The organism is Sphingomonas sp. VDB2, assembly GCF_047946695.1.
GTDB lineage: Bacteria > Pseudomonadota > Alphaproteobacteria > Sphingomonadales > Sphingomonadaceae > Sphingobium > Sphingobium bisphenolicum.
Genome location: NZ_CP159615.1, coordinates 807331 through 822967 on the forward strand (window position 1 = coordinate 807331; position 15637 = coordinate 822967).

Genomic DNA, 15637 nt, shown 5'->3' on the forward strand with positions numbered 1-15637 from the left:
TGATGCTGGTCAGCGGCGTGGGTGCGCCCTATCGCACGATCAGCATTCCATAGCGATCAGGTCCTATATGAACAAAGCCAGCCCCGCCGACATCATGCCGCTCGCCGAGGTCATGGCGCGGTTGCGCGATCCCGATACGGGTTGCCCCTGGGACATCGAGCAGGATTTCGCGTCGATCGCGCCCTATACGATCGAGGAAGCCTATGAAGTGGCTGATGCGATCGAACGTGCGGACATGGATGCGCTGCGCGACGAACTGGGCGATCTGCTGCTCCAGGTCGCCTTCCACAGCCGCATGGCGGAACAGGCCGGCCATTTTGCGATGCAGGATGTGATCGACGCCATTACGCAGAAGATGATCCGCCGGCATCCGCATGTCTTCGGCGACGGCGCCCGCCGGGAGGATGGCCACGCCCAGTGGGAGACGATCAAGGCGGCCGAACGCGCAGAAAAAGATCCCGACCCCAGCGCGCTGGCTGGCGTGGCGAGCGCCCTGCCCGCACTGCTCCGCGCCGGAAAATTGCAGAAGCGCGCCGCCCGCACCGGGTTCGATTGGCCTGATACGGTCGACGTGATCGACAAGATCGTCGAGGAACTGGATGAAGTGCGCGAAGCGGCCACGCAGGAGGAGCGTGAAGAGGAAGTCGGCGACCTCCTATTCGCCGTGGTCAATCTCGCACGACATCTGAAGGTCGATCCCGAAACCGCTCTGCGCAAGGCGAATGGGAAATTCGATCGCCGGTTCCGATCAATGGAGGATATGGCCGGCGAGACCTTTGCCGGACTGACGCTCGACGCAAAGGAAGCGCTTTGGCAACGAGCAAAGCAACAGGAAAAATCGGCATAACCAGCATATGTTGTCACGAAGCAGACATCCAACAGACAAGGTTCGTAACTGCAACTGATATTTGACAAGAGTGCGCGATCGCCATAGCTTTTTGCCTCTCACGACGGAGGAATATGCGATGCGCCTGACTGTCCTTCTCCCCCTTTGCTGCGTGCTTGCGGTGCCGGCCCATGCCCAGCATGTGGCCGGCGTGTCGGGTATCCATTTCAACCAAGGCGCGCCCATGGCCGCGCCGGTGAACGGCTATAACGCGGCCAGCTTCGCCTCTATATCGCGCAGCCCGGATGTGGGCCGCGCGCAGAAGCTGATCGCAGACGGCGATTATGCAGAAGCTGACGCGCTGCTGGCCAGGCTGATCGGCCAGACCAGCAACAGGCAGGTCCGCTTCCTCAAGGGAGTCGCCAAGCTGGGCATGGGCGATGCCGTCGCGGCGCGCCGCTATTTCGAAAAGAGCCTTTATAGTAACCGGAGTGGCTATCCCGGCGCGATGTCGGGACTGGCGCTGGCGGAAATCCGCTTGGGCAACAGGGATGCGGCCGAGGATATATTGCAGAAGCTGCGCTACCAGCAGGAAAAATGCCGGAGCGATTGTGATCGCGCCAAGCCGCTGGATCAGGCCATTGCCGTGGTCGAAAAGGCGTTGACCTGAAGTGACCTGACCCAGGAAGCCGCTCGGTTAGCCTTCGCTCCGCTTGGAATAGCGGGCGAAGGCGGCGTCCGAGAGGCGGACGTCGATGCGGCTTTCCTCACCTTCGACCAGGGTCGAAAGCACTTCGCCATGTTCGTGGAGCCAGGCGACCGTGGCGCCGTCCGATATCGGGATGCGCAGGCCGTAAACTTTCGCACCGCGGGTCATGCGGTCGCTGATGGTCCGCTGAAGCATGTCCACCCCCTCCCCGGTCAGGGCCGAGAGGATGACGACATCGTCGCGCCGGGACGCCGTCTCGCGCGCGAGGGCTGCATCGTCTTCGCTCAACAGGTCGAGCTTGTTCCAGGCTTCCAGGATCGGGGGGGCGTCGGCCTCCCCTTCCCTACGATCGAGCGCCGCTTCGCCGGCGACGCCCAGTTCGCCCAGCACGTCCAGCACATCGTCGCGCTGCGCGTCGCTGTCGGGATGGGCGATGTCGCGCACATGGACGATGAGATCGGCCGACAGCACTTCCTCCAGCGTCGCGCGGAAGGCGGCGATCAATTGCGTCGGCAGATCGGAGACGAAGCCAACCGTGTCGGACAGGATCGCCTTGTCCAGGCCCGGCAACGCAATCTGGCGCATGGTCGGGTCCAGTGTGGCGAACAACAGGTCTTCCGCCATGACGTCAGCCCCGGTCATCCGGTTGAAAAGCGTGGACTTTCCGGCGTTTGTATAGCCGACCAGCGCGATCACCGGCCAGGGCGCACGCTGGCGCCGTGCGCGGTGCAGGCCGCGGGTGCGGGTGACCTGGTCCAGTTCCTTGCGAATCTTGGCCATGCGATCGCGGATCATGCGCCGGTCCGCCTCGATCTGGGTCTCGCCCGGACCGCCCAGGAAGCCGAAACCGCCGCGCTGTCGTTCAAGATGGGTCCAGCTGCGGACGAGACGGCCCGCCTGATAGTCGAGATGGGCGAGTTCGACCTGTAGCCGCCCTTCATTGGTGGCGGCCCGCTCGCCGAAGATTTCGAGGATCAGGCCCGTGCGGTCGATGACCTTGGCCTCGCAGGATTTTTCCAGATTGCTCTGCTGCACCGGCGACAGGCTGTTGTCGACGATGATGAGTTCAGCCTCTTCCTGCCGCGCCAGCGTGGCGATCTGGTCCACCTGCCCGCTGCCGAACAGGGTAGCGGGCTTGCGGTCGCGCACCCGGAACGCCTGGGCGGCGCGCACGTCGATACCGATCGCCAGCGCAAGGCCACGCGCTTCCTCCAGCCGGGCGTCGCTGTCGCGGCGGTCTCCATTGTGGGTTTCGGCATGAACGACGACGGCGCGCGCGCCGCGCGCCACTTCGTCATCGGAGTCGCGATTGAATATGGCCATGGATGTTTAGAGCATCTTGCAGCGGCCCGGTCCACCTGAGCGCGGACCGGACGCTGCTGGGACGATCAATCGTCCTGTTCGTTTTCGCCGCTCAGGTCGAGCGCATGAAGCGGCTGGACGGTCGAGATGGCGTGTTTGTAGACGAGCTGCACCATGCCGTCGCGTTCGAGCAGCATGCAAAAGAGGTCGAAGGCCGCGATCTCACCCTGGAGCATGACGCCGTTGACCAGGAACATCGTCACCGGGCTGCCCGACTTGCGGACCGCCGACAGGAAAATTTCCTGCAGCAGCTTGCCCTTGCCATTGCCATCGCTGGCCTTGCGCAGATCAGTCAGGTCCATCGACTGGGCCGGCATGACGGTCGATATCGCATGTTTGTAGACCAGTTGCGACTGGCCGTCGCGGCGCAGCAGCACGGAGAAATTGTCGAACCAGGTGATGATGCCCTGCAACTTGACGCCCTTGACCAGGAACATGGTCACCGGGGTCTTGGTCTTGCGCAGGCTGTTGAGGAAAATATCCTGAAGATTATTCACTTTGTCGGCCATGGTCGTCGCCAGTCCTTTATTCTTGGCGGGACGTTGCCCGCTCTCGCACCCTAAGCAGGGTGTCTTGCCCGCCCCCGCTTGTCGGGAGCGGTGCAATCCTATCGCAATTGCGAAGGAGCGTCCATGGCGCAGATGCGCTTTGGCCAAAGTTCGGCAACCGATTGGCCAAACATGGTCTAGGCCGTAAACTCATAAAAAGCCTTGAGGATTGGCGATTGGCGTGATTCAGAGGCCTCCAGAGTTGGAGGGCTTGATGGCACGGCGGTACGAACTGACAGATCGGGAATGGGCGATTATCGAGCCGTTGCTGCCCAATAAACCACGGGGCGTGGCGCGGGTGGATGATCGCCGGGTTCTCAACGGGATTATGTGGCGCTTTCGCTCAGGAGCGACGTGGGCCGAAGTGCCCGAACGCTACGGGCCTTCGACAACCTGTTACAATCGGTTCGTCCGCTGGCGCAAAGCCGGGGTCTGGGACCAGCTTCTGGCAGCGGTTTCCGCCGGATATAATGGCGAACTGGTGATGATCGACTCCACCTGCATGCGCGTCCACCAGAATGGTGCGACGGGCAAAAAGGGGGAAGCTGCGATCGTGGCATGGGACGTTCCCGGGGCGGTCTCACCAGCAAACTCCATGCTCTTGTCGATGCTGACGGACGCCCTGTCGGCCTGAGACTGACCGGCGGGCAGGTCCATGATGCCTGTGAAGCCGAAGCGCTGATTGAGGCCATTCCCGAGGGCGCAACCCTGCTGGGGGACAAAGGATATGACAGCAACGCCATCCGTCAGGCCGCTGCTGCCAGGAACGTTTGGGCCAACATTCCCAATCTATCCAACCGCAAGCAGCCCTTCGCCTTCTCGCCGTGGCTCTACAAACAGCGAAACCTCGTCGAGCGATTCTTCAACCGCATCAAGCAGTTCCGTGGCATCGCCACCCGCTATGACAAAAACCCTGCCAACTTCCTCGCAGCCATCAAGCTCATCTGCGTGCGCATCTGGTGCAGTGCGTAATGAGTCTACGCGCTAGTCCTTGCCTTCGGTGATGCCCAGCAGCTTGAGTTTGCGGTGCAGCGCGGATCGCTCCATGCCGATGAAGGTCGCGGTGCGGGAGATATTGCCGGAGAAACGCCGAATCTGGATGCGCAGATATTCCCGTTCAAAGCTCTCGCGCGCTTCGCGCAGCGGCGCACCCATGATGGCGGACTGGCCCATCCCCTCCCCGCCGCCGCCGCTGGTCAGTTCGGGCGGCAGCATGTCGAGTTCGATTCGTCCGATCCGGTCGCCCGGTGCCAGGATCATCGTGCGTTCGATGACGTTGCGCAACTGCCGGACATTGCCCGGCCATTCATTGGCCTGCAGCGCGGCCATGGCGTCGCTGGCTATTTCCGGCGGCGGCACGCGGCGTTCGGCGGCGAAACGGGCCAGATAATGTTCGACCAGCGGCGGGATGTCGTCGCGCCGTTCGGACAGGGGCGGGATCGCCAGCGGCACGACATTGAGGCGATAGAAGAGATCCTCGCGGAAGCGCCGCTCCTCGATCTCGCCCGCCAGGTCCAGCGCGGTGGAGGAGATAACGCGGACGTCCACCTTGACATTGCGCTGGCCGCCGACGCGGGTGAAGCTCTGGTCTGTCAGGACGCGCAATATCTTGCCCTGCGTCGTGATCGGCATGTCGGCGATCTCGTCCAGATAGAGCGTGCCGCCATGCGACTGTTCCAGGAAGCCGGGACGGACGAGGCCGCTAGCATCTTCGACGCCGAACAGTTCCTCCTCGACACGGTCGGGGTCCATCCGGGCCGCAGCAACGATGATGAAGGGCGAATCGGCGCGGCCGCTCCAGCTATGCAGCATCCGCGCGGCGACTTCCTTGCCGACGCCGGCAGGGCCGGAAATGAGGACGCGACTGCCAGTGCCGGCGACCTTCTTGATGGTGGCCCGCACGCCGTTGATCGACGCCGAGGTGCCGGTCAGTTCATCATCCTGACCGAACCGGGCGCGCAGAACCTGATTCTCCCGGCGCAGACGCTCTGTCTCTGTCGCGCGCGACACCAGGTGCAGCAGCCGGTCGGCCTCGAAGGGCTTTTCGATAAAGTCGGCCGCGCCCTTGCGGATCGCCGCGACGGCCGTGTCGATATTGCCATGGCCCGAAATCATCAGCACCGGCACGGTGGGATCCCGGCGCTTGATCTCCTCGAGCAATTCCAGCCCGTCCATGCGCGACCCCTGCAACCAGACGTCGAGCAGGACGAGCGAGGGACGACGGGCATCGAGCGCATCGATGGCGCTGTCGCTATTGGCGGCGGTACGGGTGGTGAAACCTTCATCTTCCAGCACACCCGCGACCAGATCGCGAATATCCTCTTCATCGTCGACTATCAGAATATCAAGCGCCATTGGCCGTCACTTTTCCTTTTGGCAGGGCGATAACCTGCCCTTCTTCCAGTTTTTCCAGCGCCCCCGCGGCGAAGCGCAGCGTTACGCACGCCCCGCCCCCTTGTGCATCGTCGAAGCGGATCTCCCCCAAATGCTCCTCGACAATCTTCTTGACGATGGCCAGGCCCAGACCCGTCCCCTTGGTCCGCGTCGTCATATAAGGTTCCAATATCCGCTCGCGTTCGGGCGGCAGGCCGATACCGTCGTCGCGCACGGTGATGAGAATATCGTCCCCCTCCCGCACCAATGTCATACGGACATGGCCACGCGGGCCACCCTCATCCGAAACTGCTTTGGGTTCAATAGCTTCAACCGCATTCTTCACGATGTTCGTCAGCGCCTGCCCCAACTGACGCCGGTCGCACACCATCTCCAGATCGTCGGCCCCGGCATATTCGAAGCGAATATCGGGATGCGCCACTTCGTGCAGGAACAGGGCATGGCGGGCGATATCGCCCACCGCCTCGCGCCGGAACACCGGCTTGGGCATCCGCGCGAAGGAGGAAAATTCGTCGACGATCCGGCGCAGGTCGCCCACCTGCCGGACGATCGTGCCGGTCAGGCGCGTAAAGGTCGGCTTGTCGCTGGTGATCTCGTCGGCATAGCGGCGTTGCAGCCGTTCGGCGGCGAGCTGGATCGGGGTCAGCGGATTCTTGATCTCATGCGCGATGCGCCGCGCCACGTCGGACCAGGCGGCGCGGCGCTGGTCGGACAGCTGCTGGGTGATATCGTCGAACGTCAGGATATGGCGCGATGCGTCCTGCGACCGCTTGACCGCCAGGGTGCGCAGGTCGCCATGCGCACGCACCTGGACGATACCCGCGCTCTCTTCGGAGGCGATGAACTCGACCAGCTCCGGCGATACTTCGGCCAGGGTGCGGCCGACCAGATCGTCGCCTTCGTCCACCAGAATCGCCGCGGCCGAACTGTTGAGCAACTGCACCACGCCATGGAAATCCACCGACAGCACGCCCGCGCTGACGCCCGACAGGATCGCCTCGATAAAGGCGCGCCGTTCGTCGAGTTGGCTGTTCGCCGCAACCAGCGCGCCCGTCTGCGCCTCCAGCCGTTGGGTCATACGGTTGAAGGCCGCGGCCAGCGTGCCGATCTCGTCGCGCGCCATCGGCCCGGTCACGCGCGCGGACAGGTCGCCGGCGGTGATCCTGCGCGCCGCGGTCACCAATTGGTTCACCGGCCGGACCATCCAGTCGGCGACGGCCAGCGCGATGTAGACGGCGATGCCGACCAGCAGCAGCGACCCCACGAACAGCGCAATGTTGAAGCGCAGTTGCAGCGCGCGGGACTGGGTGGCGAACTGGTCATAGTCGGCAATCACCTTCTGCGCGCGCGCGACGTTGCTGAAGGACCAGCTTTCCGCATTACGGGTCGCGAACAGATAGATTTTCGACTCGGGGTAGAGCAGCGTCACCGCTTCGATCTGGTTCGGGCTTGCCTGCACCACGACATTTTCACCCGATGCCAGGCGCCTGATGACCTCCGGCGTCAGCATGGCCCCAGCCGGCCGGTTTTCCGGGTCCACCGTCGCGGCGGTGCGGGCGATGCCGTCCTTCCCGACCTCTATGATGGCCGACCGGTTGAGCTTGCGCGTGACGACCTGATAGATAAAGCCTTCGGCAAAGCGCGGGCTGTTGACCTTCGACTGGTTCAAATAGTCGCGCAGGTCGCCGGCCATCGTCACGGTTTCGTCACCGACCTCTCGCAAATTGGCCTGATAATAGCCGCGCGCCAGATCGCCCGCATTTTGCAGCATCCCGCGCGCGCTGTCGGAAAACCAGAATTGCACGCCATATTGGAACAGCAGCGATGCGAAGATCACCACCAGCAGCATCGGCACGCTGGCGACGATCGAGAAGATCGCGACCAGCCGCACGTGCAACTGGCCATCGCTGCCGATCGCCGATTGCGCCGCGCGCCGTTTCGCCACGCGTCGCCCCAGCAGCACCAGCAAGGCGATCGCCGGCACCAGATTCGCAACCAGCAGCAGGGCGACGATCGGCGGCGTAAGCAGGGCGTAGGATTGACCGCCGCCTGACAGAAGATAGTAGGTCAGCCCCGCCATCCCCAGGAAGAGGGCAAGAGTCACCCCCTCCACCAGCGCGGCCAGTCGCCCGTTGCGGAGGAATAGCGGCAGATGCCTCCGCCATGCCGATGCCCGCCGGGGGAGTGTGGTCGCGCCGTTCATAGTGGCATTGTTACAACAACCCCCGTGCCCGTTCAAACACAGTATTTGGGCAAATCGCTGTCGCTGGTCGATCCAGACCGTCGGTTCGTCCTGACCAGCGCCGCATGCGGATCAATCGTTGAGCCGGAGCTGCATGGGGTCCAGGCCGTAATCGGTCAGCTTCTTGCGCAGCGTGTTGCGATTGATGCCCAGCAATCCGGCCGCGCGAATCTGGTTGCCATCGACACTGGCCAGCACCTCCTGCAAAAGGATCGGCTCCACCACCGCCAGCAGATCGTCATGCAAGGCGCGGTTGGGCTGGCCAAGGCCCACGCCCAACTGCCGCTTGGCCCAGTCGCGGACTGCATGGGCGAGCTGGTCGGTGGGCGCGGCATAGTCGGCCGGCACCGCGTCCATCGGCAGCATGTGGCGCAATATGTCGCCGGTGATGACATTTTCACGGCTCAGGACGGACAGGCGCTGCATCAGATTCTGCAGCTCGCGCACATTGCCCGGCCAGTGATAGGTCATCAGCAGTTGCGCAGCATCGTCGGCCAACGCCTTGCGCGGCAGGCCCTCCTGCGCCGCCCGCTCCAGGAAATGGCGTGCGAGCAGGATCACGTCCTCGCGCCGTTCGCGCAACGCCGGCAACGCGATCGGCACGACGTTGAGCCGGTAGTAGAGGTCCTGGCGGAAGCGCCCATCCTCGATCAGCAGCGACAGATCCTTGTTGGTCGCGGCGATGATGCGGACATTGACCCGCACCGGCTTCGACCCACCGACCGTCGTGACTTCGCCCGACTGGAGCACCCGCAGCAGCCGGGTCTGCGCCTCCATCGGCATGTCGCCGATCTCGTCCAGGAACAGCGTCCCGCCCTGCGCCTGCTCGAATTTCCCGGCGGTGCGGGCATGGGCGCCGGTGAAGGCGCCCTTTTCATAGCCGAACAGCTCCGCCTCGATCAGCTCGCGCGGGATGGCCGCCATGTTGATCGCGACGAAGGGCTTGGTGCGGCGCTGACCCAGGCTGTGGATCGCTTCGGCCACCAGTTCCTTGCCCGTCCCTGATTCGCCCAGCACCAGAATAGACAGGTCGTTGGACAGGACGCGCGCGATGGTGCGGTAGACTTCCTGCATCGCCGGCGATCGGCCGACCAGCGGCAGCCCGTCATGCGGCAGGCCGACGTCGCCCTCCGGCTCCTCCGCGCTCTGCCGGGTGCCAAGCGCATCCGCGACGGCGCGGGTCAGTTCGTTGAGGTCGAAAGGCTTGGGCAGATATTCGAACGCGCCCTTTTCGGTCGCGCGGATCGCGGTATTGAGCGTGTTCTGCGCCGACAGGATGATGACGTTGAGGTCGGGCCTGGTCGCCAATATCTCCGCCACGCCGTCCAGCCCGTCGCCGTCCGGCAGCATGACGTCGGTGATCAGCACATCGGGCGCGAAGCTTTCCATCAGCACGCTCCGCTCGCGGATCGAGGCGGCCGTCTTCACCCTATGCCCCTGCCGCCGCAGCGCTTCGCCGACCACCACGCAGATGGCGGGATCGTCATCGACCACCAGGATCGTGCCGGTCACGCCCATCACGCCATCCCCATCGGCAGAAGGATGCGGAAGGTGGATTCGCCGGCCTCCACGTCGCGGCTATATTGGACGAAGCCGCTCATATCGCGCACCAGCTTGTCCACCAGCGCCAGGCCCAGCCCCTGCCCGTCGCGCTTGCCGGTGATGAAGGGGTTGAAGAGATGGTCGAGAATATGTTCGGGCACGCCGGGGCCATTGTCGATGACGAGGATTTCGATCGGCAGCACCGCGCTGCCCTTGCCATCGCCGACCACCACCGACACGCCATGGCGGAATGCTGTTTCCACCCGGATACGCGGCTTGGCGACATGCTCCAGCGCTTCGGCCGCATTTTTCAGCAGGTTGATCATCACCTGCACCAGCGCGTCGTCATTGATGTTAGCGAATGGCAAGGACGGATCATAATGCTTTATGATCTTTATATGTTTTGCAAATCCCGCCGCCGCGATCCCGGCCGCGCGGTCGATCAGCGGATAGATGTTGCCGGGATGGCATTCGAGCGTCCGATCGGTGGTAAAATCCTGCATTCGATCGATCAGCGCGGCGATCCGGTCCACCTCGTTGCAGATCAACTGGGTCAGCGCCGCGTCGCGGCCGCCCTGGCTGGATTCCAGAAGTTGCGCCGCGCCACGGATGCCCGACAGCGGGTTCTTGATCTCATGCGCCAGGATCGCGGCCGCGCCCATGGCAGAACGGGCGCCGCCCGACGATCCGCGATGGCCGATCTTGCGCGCCTGGCTCTGGGCATGGAGCGACACCACGCGCCAGCCGTCATGATCGACGATCGGCGCGATCATCAGGTCGACCTCCATTTCGGCGGTGCGGCCGGCATGGACCTTGATGTCATAGGCGGCGATCGGCTTGTTGCTGTGCCAGATGTCGAACCGCGCGCCCGCCTCCGCGATGCGGATGGTGCGCGCGACATCGCTGCCGACGATGGCCGATCGCGCCATGTTGAGCAAGGTTTCAGCGCGGACATTGGCTTCGGCGATGCTGTTGTCCGGCTTCACCACCAGCGTCGCCACGGGCAGCGCCGTCATCTGTTCGCCCAGCGAAGGCCCGTCCTGCAGCATCCGAAGCGGCGGGACGGACGACAATGTCACGGTCATGCGGCCTTGCGCAGGTCCGCAGGATCAAGCCCGCTGGCGATCAACGGTTCGTAGAAGCGGGCCAGCATGTCGAGCACCACCGCGGCGTCCGGCTGCTGGTTCACGGCATTGCGGAACTCGGCCGATCCGGTCAGTCCCTTGGTGTACCAGCCGATATGCTTGCGTGCCATATTGACGCCGGTGTAGGTGTCATAATGTTCGAGCATGGCATGATAATGCCCTATGATCGCTTGATATTGCTCGGCAAGCGACGGGTCGGGAACGCGCGTGCCATCGGTCAGCCACGCCATGACTTGGCTGATGAGCCAGGGCCGGCCATAGGCGCCGCGCCCGATCATCACGCCATCGGCGCCGCTCTGTTCCAGCGCCATGTCGGCATCCTCGACCGAACAGATGTCCCCGTTGACAATCACCGGCAGCTTCACCGCCTCCTTGACCGAGCGGACGAACGCCCAGTCGGCCGACCCCTTGTACATCTGGCAGCGGGTGCGGCCATGGACGGTGATGAGCTGCGCGCCCAGATCCTCGGCGATATGGGCGAGTTCCGGCGCATTGAGGCTGGCATGGTCCCAGCCCATACGCATCTTGACCGTCACCGGCACGTCGACCGCCTCCACCGTCGCCTTGATGAGCGAGGCGGCGAGCGGGAGATCGCGCATCAGGGCGCTGCCCGCGTCGCCATTGACGACCTTCTTCACCGGACAGCCCATATTGATGTCGATGATCGCGGCGCCACGATCGGCATTGAGCTTCGCCGCGTCCGCCATTTCTGTCGGCGAACAACCGGCAAGTTGCATCGACACCGGCTCTTCCAGCGGATGCCAGGCAGCCTTTTGCAGCGACTGGCGGGTCTCGCGGATCATCGCCGCCGACGCGATCATCTCCGTCACGTTGAGGCCGCACCCGTAGCGGCGCACCAGCGTGCGGAACGGCATGTCGGTGACGCCCGTCATCGGGGCGAGGACGACCGGCATGTCGATGGTGATCGGGCCGATGGAGATGGGGGAAAGCCTGCGCATGGTCTAACTTTTGATACTGCCTAAAAAACAGGCAGCCCTTAGCGGAAATTGGAGTGGGCGGCAAGGCGCGCCCCTTTCGGCCCACCGCCCCTTTCGATCCGCCCCGCGACCCGCTATGCGCCGCTCCATGACATCAAACAGCAAGATCGTCGCGTTGATCGTCGCCGCGGGCCAGGGCAGCCGCGCGGGCGGCGACATCCCCAAACAGTTCCGAAGCGTCGCGGGCAAGGCCGTGCTGGCCCATGCCTATGACGCGCTGGCCGCACATGGCGGGATCGACGCGATCCATATCGTGCTGGGCGACGGGCAGGAGGCGACGGCGCGCACCGCGCTGGGCGAACGGGCCGCATCCTTCGTGACCGGCGCGGACAGCCGGCGCGGATCGGTGCGCGCGGGACTGGAGGCGATCACGGCGCAGGGTGGCGCGGATATCGTGCTGATCCATGACGCCGCCCGCCCCTTCCTGCCCGGCGCGGTGGTCGATCGACTGCTGGCAGCGCTGGAAAGCGGAACGGGGGCCATTCCCACCCTGCCCGTCGCCGATACACTGATACGCGAAGCCGGCAGCATCATGGGCGATGGCGTGGGCAGGGACGGGCTGCATCGGGTGCAGACACCGCAGGCCTTCCGCTTCGATGCCATCGTGGCGGCGCACCGGGCGTGGAGCGGAGTCCGCGAGGCGACCGACGATGCGCAGATTCTCAAAGGCTGGGGCCATGACGTCATATTGGTCCAAGGCGATGAAAGGCTTGAGAAATTGACCTATCCGCAGGACTTCGCCCGCGCCGAAAACCAACTGGCGACACCGCGTTCGACGCGGGTCGGCATGGGCTATGACGTCCATCGCCTGGCCGCCGACGAAGAGCTTTGGCTGGCTGGCCTGCTGGTCCCGCACGATCGCGGGCTGGCTGGGCATAGCGATGCCGATGTGGCGCTTCACGCGATCGTCGACGCCATGCTGGGCGCGCTGGCGGAAGGCGATATCGGCAGCCATTTCCCCCCGTCCGACCCGCAATGGCGCGGCGCATCCTCGGACCGCTTCCTGGCCTATGCGCGCGACCGGGTGGCGGCGCGGGACGGCCGGATCGAGCATATCGACCTGACCATCATCTGCGAAGCGCCCAAGATCGGCCCGCATCGCGACGCCATGCGCGCGCGCATCGCAGAGATACTGGCGGTGCCGGTCGACCGCATCAGCGTGAAGGCGACCACCACCGAGCGGCTGGGCTTTGCCGGCCGGCGCGAAGGCATCGCCGCACAAGCGGTTGCCACCCTGTCCCTCCCCGCGCTATCCTGACCCCATGCCAGATACGATCCTGCCGGCCCAGTTGGTCGAACTCGCCGAAAAGGTCATCATCGCCAATCGCCGCGCCGGCCGCACCATCGCGGTGGCGGAAAGCTGCACCGGCGGACTGGTGTCGGCGGCGCTGACCGAAATCGTAGGCTCCTCCGAAGTCTTCGAAGCCGGTTTCATTACCTATTCCAACGACATGAAAGCGGAACTTCTGAAAGTTTCACATGATGTGCTGGATACGTTCGGGGCGGTATCGATCGCTACTGCCTGGGCGATGGCGCAGGGCGCGCTCAAGAAAAGCCACGCGCATGTGGCGGTCGCCATCACCGGCATCGCAGGGCCGGGCGGCGGCAGCGAGCAGAAGCCGGTCGGCACCGTCGTCTTCGCCCGCGCCGAACGCGGCGCCGCGGCCGACAAGGTCGTCGCCGACATGCGCCATTTCGACAATGATGGCCGTGGCGGCGTGCGGCTTCAGGCGGCGCTGTGCGCGCTGGAACTGCTGTTGCCCGACTCGGCCCCATAGAGTTGCGCGGCGCGGGTTTCGAACGCGCCGATCATCTTGCGCAGCGCCTTGTCGAAAAACTGGCCGGCCAGCATTTCGAACAGCCGGTTCTTGAATTCGAACTCGACCTCGAAATCGACCAGCACGCCCCCCTGCCCGTCGTCGCGGAAGCGCCACTCATTGTGGAGATGCTTGAGCGGCCCATCGAGATAGTCGACACGGACATGGTCGGGCCGATGTTTATGGACGCGCGAGGTGAAGCTTTCCTTCACGCCCTTGAAGCCGACGATCATGTCGGCGACCATCTCCGTATCGCTGTCGGACCGGACGCGGATCGCGCTGATCCAGGGCAGGAATTGCGGATAGGCGGCGACGTCGGACACGAGATCGAACATCTGCGTCGGCGTATAGGGAAGCTGCCGCGTTTCTTCATGCTTGGGCATCTGGACGTCAGGCCTTCGCCGCCGCCTTGGCCAGTTTGGCCTCCCGCGCGGCACGCATTTCCGCGAAATCCTTGCCGGCATGATAGCTCGACCGTGTCAGCGGCGACGATGCGACCTGCAGGAAGCCCTTGGCCCGCGCGATGCCGGCATAGCTGTTGAACGCCGCCGGGGTGACGAAGTCGATCACCTTGGCGTGCTTGGGCGTGGGTTGCAGATATTGCCCCATAGTCAGGAAATCGATGTCGGCCGACCGCATGTCGTCCATCACCTGATGGACCTCCAGCCTTTCCTCGCCCAGGCCCAGCATGATGCCCGACTTGGTGAAGATGGACGGGTCGAGCTTCTTGACCGACTCGAGCAGGCGCAGCGACGCATAATAGCGCGCGCCGGGGCGGATGGTCGGGTAGAGGCGCGGGACCGTCTCCAGATTATGGTTATAGACGTCCGGCCGCGCGGCGACGATCATCTCGACGGCGCGCTCATGCTTGTTGCGGAAGTCTGGGGTCAGGATTTCGATCGTCGTGTTCGGAGTCGTGCGGCGCAGCGCCTCGATCACCTTGACGAACTGCGATGCGCCGCCGTCGGGCAGGTCGTCGCGGTCGACCGAGGTGATGACGATATGTTCCAGCCCCATTTCGGCGCAGGCATCGGCCAGATTCTGCGGTTCGTTGACATCGACCTTCCGCGGCATCCCGGTCTTGACGTTGCAAAAGGCGCAGGCGCGGGTGCAGACGTCGCCCAGGATCATCACCGTGGCGTGCTTCTTGGTCCAGCATTCCCCGATATTCGGGCAGGCCGCTTCTTCGCAGACCGTATTCAGCCCCTTGTCGCGCATCAGCTTGCGCGTTTCATGATAGGCGGGGCTGGTCGGCGCCTTGACGCGAATCCAGTCGGGCTTGCGGGCGCGTTCCGGACTGGCGGGCTGACCGGGCACGGGGATCGGGCTGATGTCGTTCATGCGCCCCAGATAGCGACGCAGGCTCGCTCTTGCCAGCCCCCTATTTGTGCGGCACATCGCTCGCCATGACAGACTTTTCCGACATGCTTCAGGGCTATCGCCGTTTCCGCGACACCGGCTGGAACCAGCAGCGGGCGCGATGGGACGAACTCAACGAGGGGCAGAGCCCCAGGGTGATGGTGATCGCCTGTTCCGACAGCCGGGTCGATCCTGCGCAGATTTTCGACACCAGCCCCGGCGAAATCTTCGTCGTGCGCAACGTCGCCGCGCTGGTGCCGCCGTTCGAAACCAATCCGGGTCATCATGGCGTGTCGGCGGCGCTGGAATTTGCGGTGCAGGTGCTCAAGGTTGGCGAGATCGTTGTCATGGGCCATGGCAAATGTGGGGGTTGCAAGGCGGCGCTCAGTCAGGATCTGAAGAATGCGCCGCCGGGCGAAGGCGGCTTCATCCATAACTGGATCGAATTGCTGGACGATGCCCGCGACGTGGTGGTCGGCCAATATGGCGACCAGCGCGACCGTACCGTCGAACGGGCGATGGAGCAGGAAGCGGTGAAGGTCAGCCTCGCCAATCTGCGCACCTTCCCCTGCGTCCGGTCCAAGGAGCGTAATGGCGAATTGAAGCTGGTCGGCAGTTTCTTCGCCATCGCCGACGGCGTGCTGAACATTTTGGATGAGGATAGCGGCGCCTTCTCGCCCGCATGAAGGGAGCAG

Annotated in this window: 14 protein-coding genes and 1 pseudogene; 6 read left to right on the forward strand and 9 right to left on the reverse strand. The window is 64.2% G+C overall.

The genetic code is table 11. The features are described 5' to 3' along the window. Window positions 1–67 precede the first annotated feature (67 nt). Window positions 68–847 (forward strand): nucleoside triphosphate pyrophosphohydrolase, encoded by a 780-nt coding sequence (mazG, locus tag ABT375_RS04065; protein WP_261934571.1) that lies wholly within the window; start codon window positions 68–70, stop codon window positions 845–847. 118 nt (window positions 848–965) lie between these two features. Beyond that, window positions 966–1496, forward strand: a complete 531-nt coding sequence (locus ABT375_RS04070; RefSeq protein ID WP_224546172.1) for a tetratricopeptide repeat protein — start codon at window positions 966–968, stop codon at window positions 1494–1496. Between the two features lie 27 nt (window positions 1497–1523). Here ABT375_RS04070 and hflX read toward each other — a convergent pair whose 3' ends face one another. Further along, window positions 1524–2858: a GTPase HflX gene (gene hflX / locus ABT375_RS04075; protein ID WP_224546170.1), complete on the reverse strand. Its 1335-nt coding sequence runs from the start codon at window positions 2856–2858 to the stop codon at window positions 1524–1526. Between the two features lie 65 nt (window positions 2859–2923). Continuing rightward, window positions 2924–3502, reverse strand: coding sequence for an RNA chaperone Hfq (gene hfq, locus ABT375_RS04080; protein ID WP_411973972.1), 579 nt, complete (start codon window positions 3500–3502; stop codon window positions 2924–2926). 157 nt (window positions 3503–3659) lie between these two features. Here hfq and ABT375_RS04085 point away from each other — a divergent pair. Then, window positions 3660–4417: pseudogene (locus tag ABT375_RS04085) on the forward strand (IS5 family transposase). Window positions 4418–4429: 12 nt separating this feature from the next. Here ABT375_RS04085 and ABT375_RS04090 read toward each other — a convergent pair. From ABT375_RS04090 to dusB, 5 genes are all read right to left on the reverse strand, one after another. Beyond that, window positions 4430–5800, reverse strand: a complete 1371-nt coding sequence (locus tag ABT375_RS04090) for a sigma-54-dependent transcriptional regulator (protein WP_224546168.1) — start codon at window positions 5798–5800, stop codon at window positions 4430–4432. Next, window positions 5790–8042 (reverse strand): ATP-binding protein, encoded by a 2253-nt coding sequence (locus ABT375_RS04095; RefSeq protein ID WP_416464215.1) that lies wholly within the window; start codon window positions 8040–8042, stop codon window positions 5790–5792. The genes ABT375_RS04090 and ABT375_RS04095 overlap by 11 nt, the downstream gene beginning before the upstream one ends. A gap of 111 nt (window positions 8043–8153) precedes the next feature. Continuing rightward, on the reverse strand, window positions 8154–9599 hold the full coding sequence (gene ntrC / locus ABT375_RS04100) for a nitrogen regulation protein NR(I) (protein WP_416464844.1): 1446 nt from the start codon (window positions 9597–9599) through the stop codon (window positions 8154–8156). Further along, the gene (locus tag ABT375_RS04105; protein ID WP_261934569.1) at window positions 9599–10708 is read right to left on the reverse strand and encodes a two-component system sensor histidine kinase NtrB; all 1110 of its coding nucleotides are present in this window, start codon (window positions 10706–10708) and stop codon (window positions 9599–9601) included. The genes ntrC and ABT375_RS04105 overlap by 1 nt, the downstream gene beginning before the upstream one ends. Next, the gene (gene dusB / locus ABT375_RS04110) at window positions 10705–11727 is read right to left on the reverse strand and encodes a tRNA dihydrouridine synthase DusB (protein ID WP_416464216.1); all 1023 of its coding nucleotides are present in this window, start codon (window positions 11725–11727) and stop codon (window positions 10705–10707) included. The genes ABT375_RS04105 and dusB overlap by 4 nt, the downstream gene beginning before the upstream one ends. Window positions 11728–11842: 115 nt before the next feature. Between dusB and ABT375_RS04115 the strand changes: the two genes are divergently transcribed. Further along, window positions 11843–13024: a bifunctional 2-C-methyl-D-erythritol 4-phosphate cytidylyltransferase/2-C-methyl-D-erythritol 2,4-cyclodiphosphate synthase gene (locus ABT375_RS04115; protein WP_416464217.1), complete on the forward strand. Its 1182-nt coding sequence runs from the start codon at window positions 11843–11845 to the stop codon at window positions 13022–13024. Between the two features lie 4 nt (window positions 13025–13028). Next, the gene (locus ABT375_RS04120; RefSeq protein WP_224546163.1) at window positions 13029–13544 is read left to right on the forward strand and encodes a CinA family protein; all 516 of its coding nucleotides are present in this window, start codon (window positions 13029–13031) and stop codon (window positions 13542–13544) included. Here ABT375_RS04120 and ABT375_RS04125 read toward each other — a convergent pair. Continuing rightward, window positions 13493–13966 (reverse strand): type II toxin-antitoxin system RatA family toxin, encoded by a 474-nt coding sequence (locus ABT375_RS04125; RefSeq protein ID WP_224546162.1) that lies wholly within the window; start codon window positions 13964–13966, stop codon window positions 13493–13495. The two genes, ABT375_RS04120 and ABT375_RS04125, sit on opposite strands and share 52 nt — an antisense overlap. 7 nt (window positions 13967–13973) lie before the next feature. After that, on the reverse strand, window positions 13974–14981 hold the full coding sequence (gene lipA, locus ABT375_RS04130) for a lipoyl synthase (protein ID WP_224546161.1): 1008 nt from the start codon (window positions 14979–14981) through the stop codon (window positions 13974–13976). 8 nt (window positions 14982–14989) lie between these two features. Between lipA and ABT375_RS04135 the strand changes: the two genes are divergently transcribed. Continuing rightward, on the forward strand, window positions 14990–15628 hold the full coding sequence (locus tag ABT375_RS04135; RefSeq protein ID WP_224546160.1) for a carbonic anhydrase: 639 nt from the start codon (window positions 14990–14992) through the stop codon (window positions 15626–15628). Window positions 15629–15637: the final 9 nt, after the last annotated feature.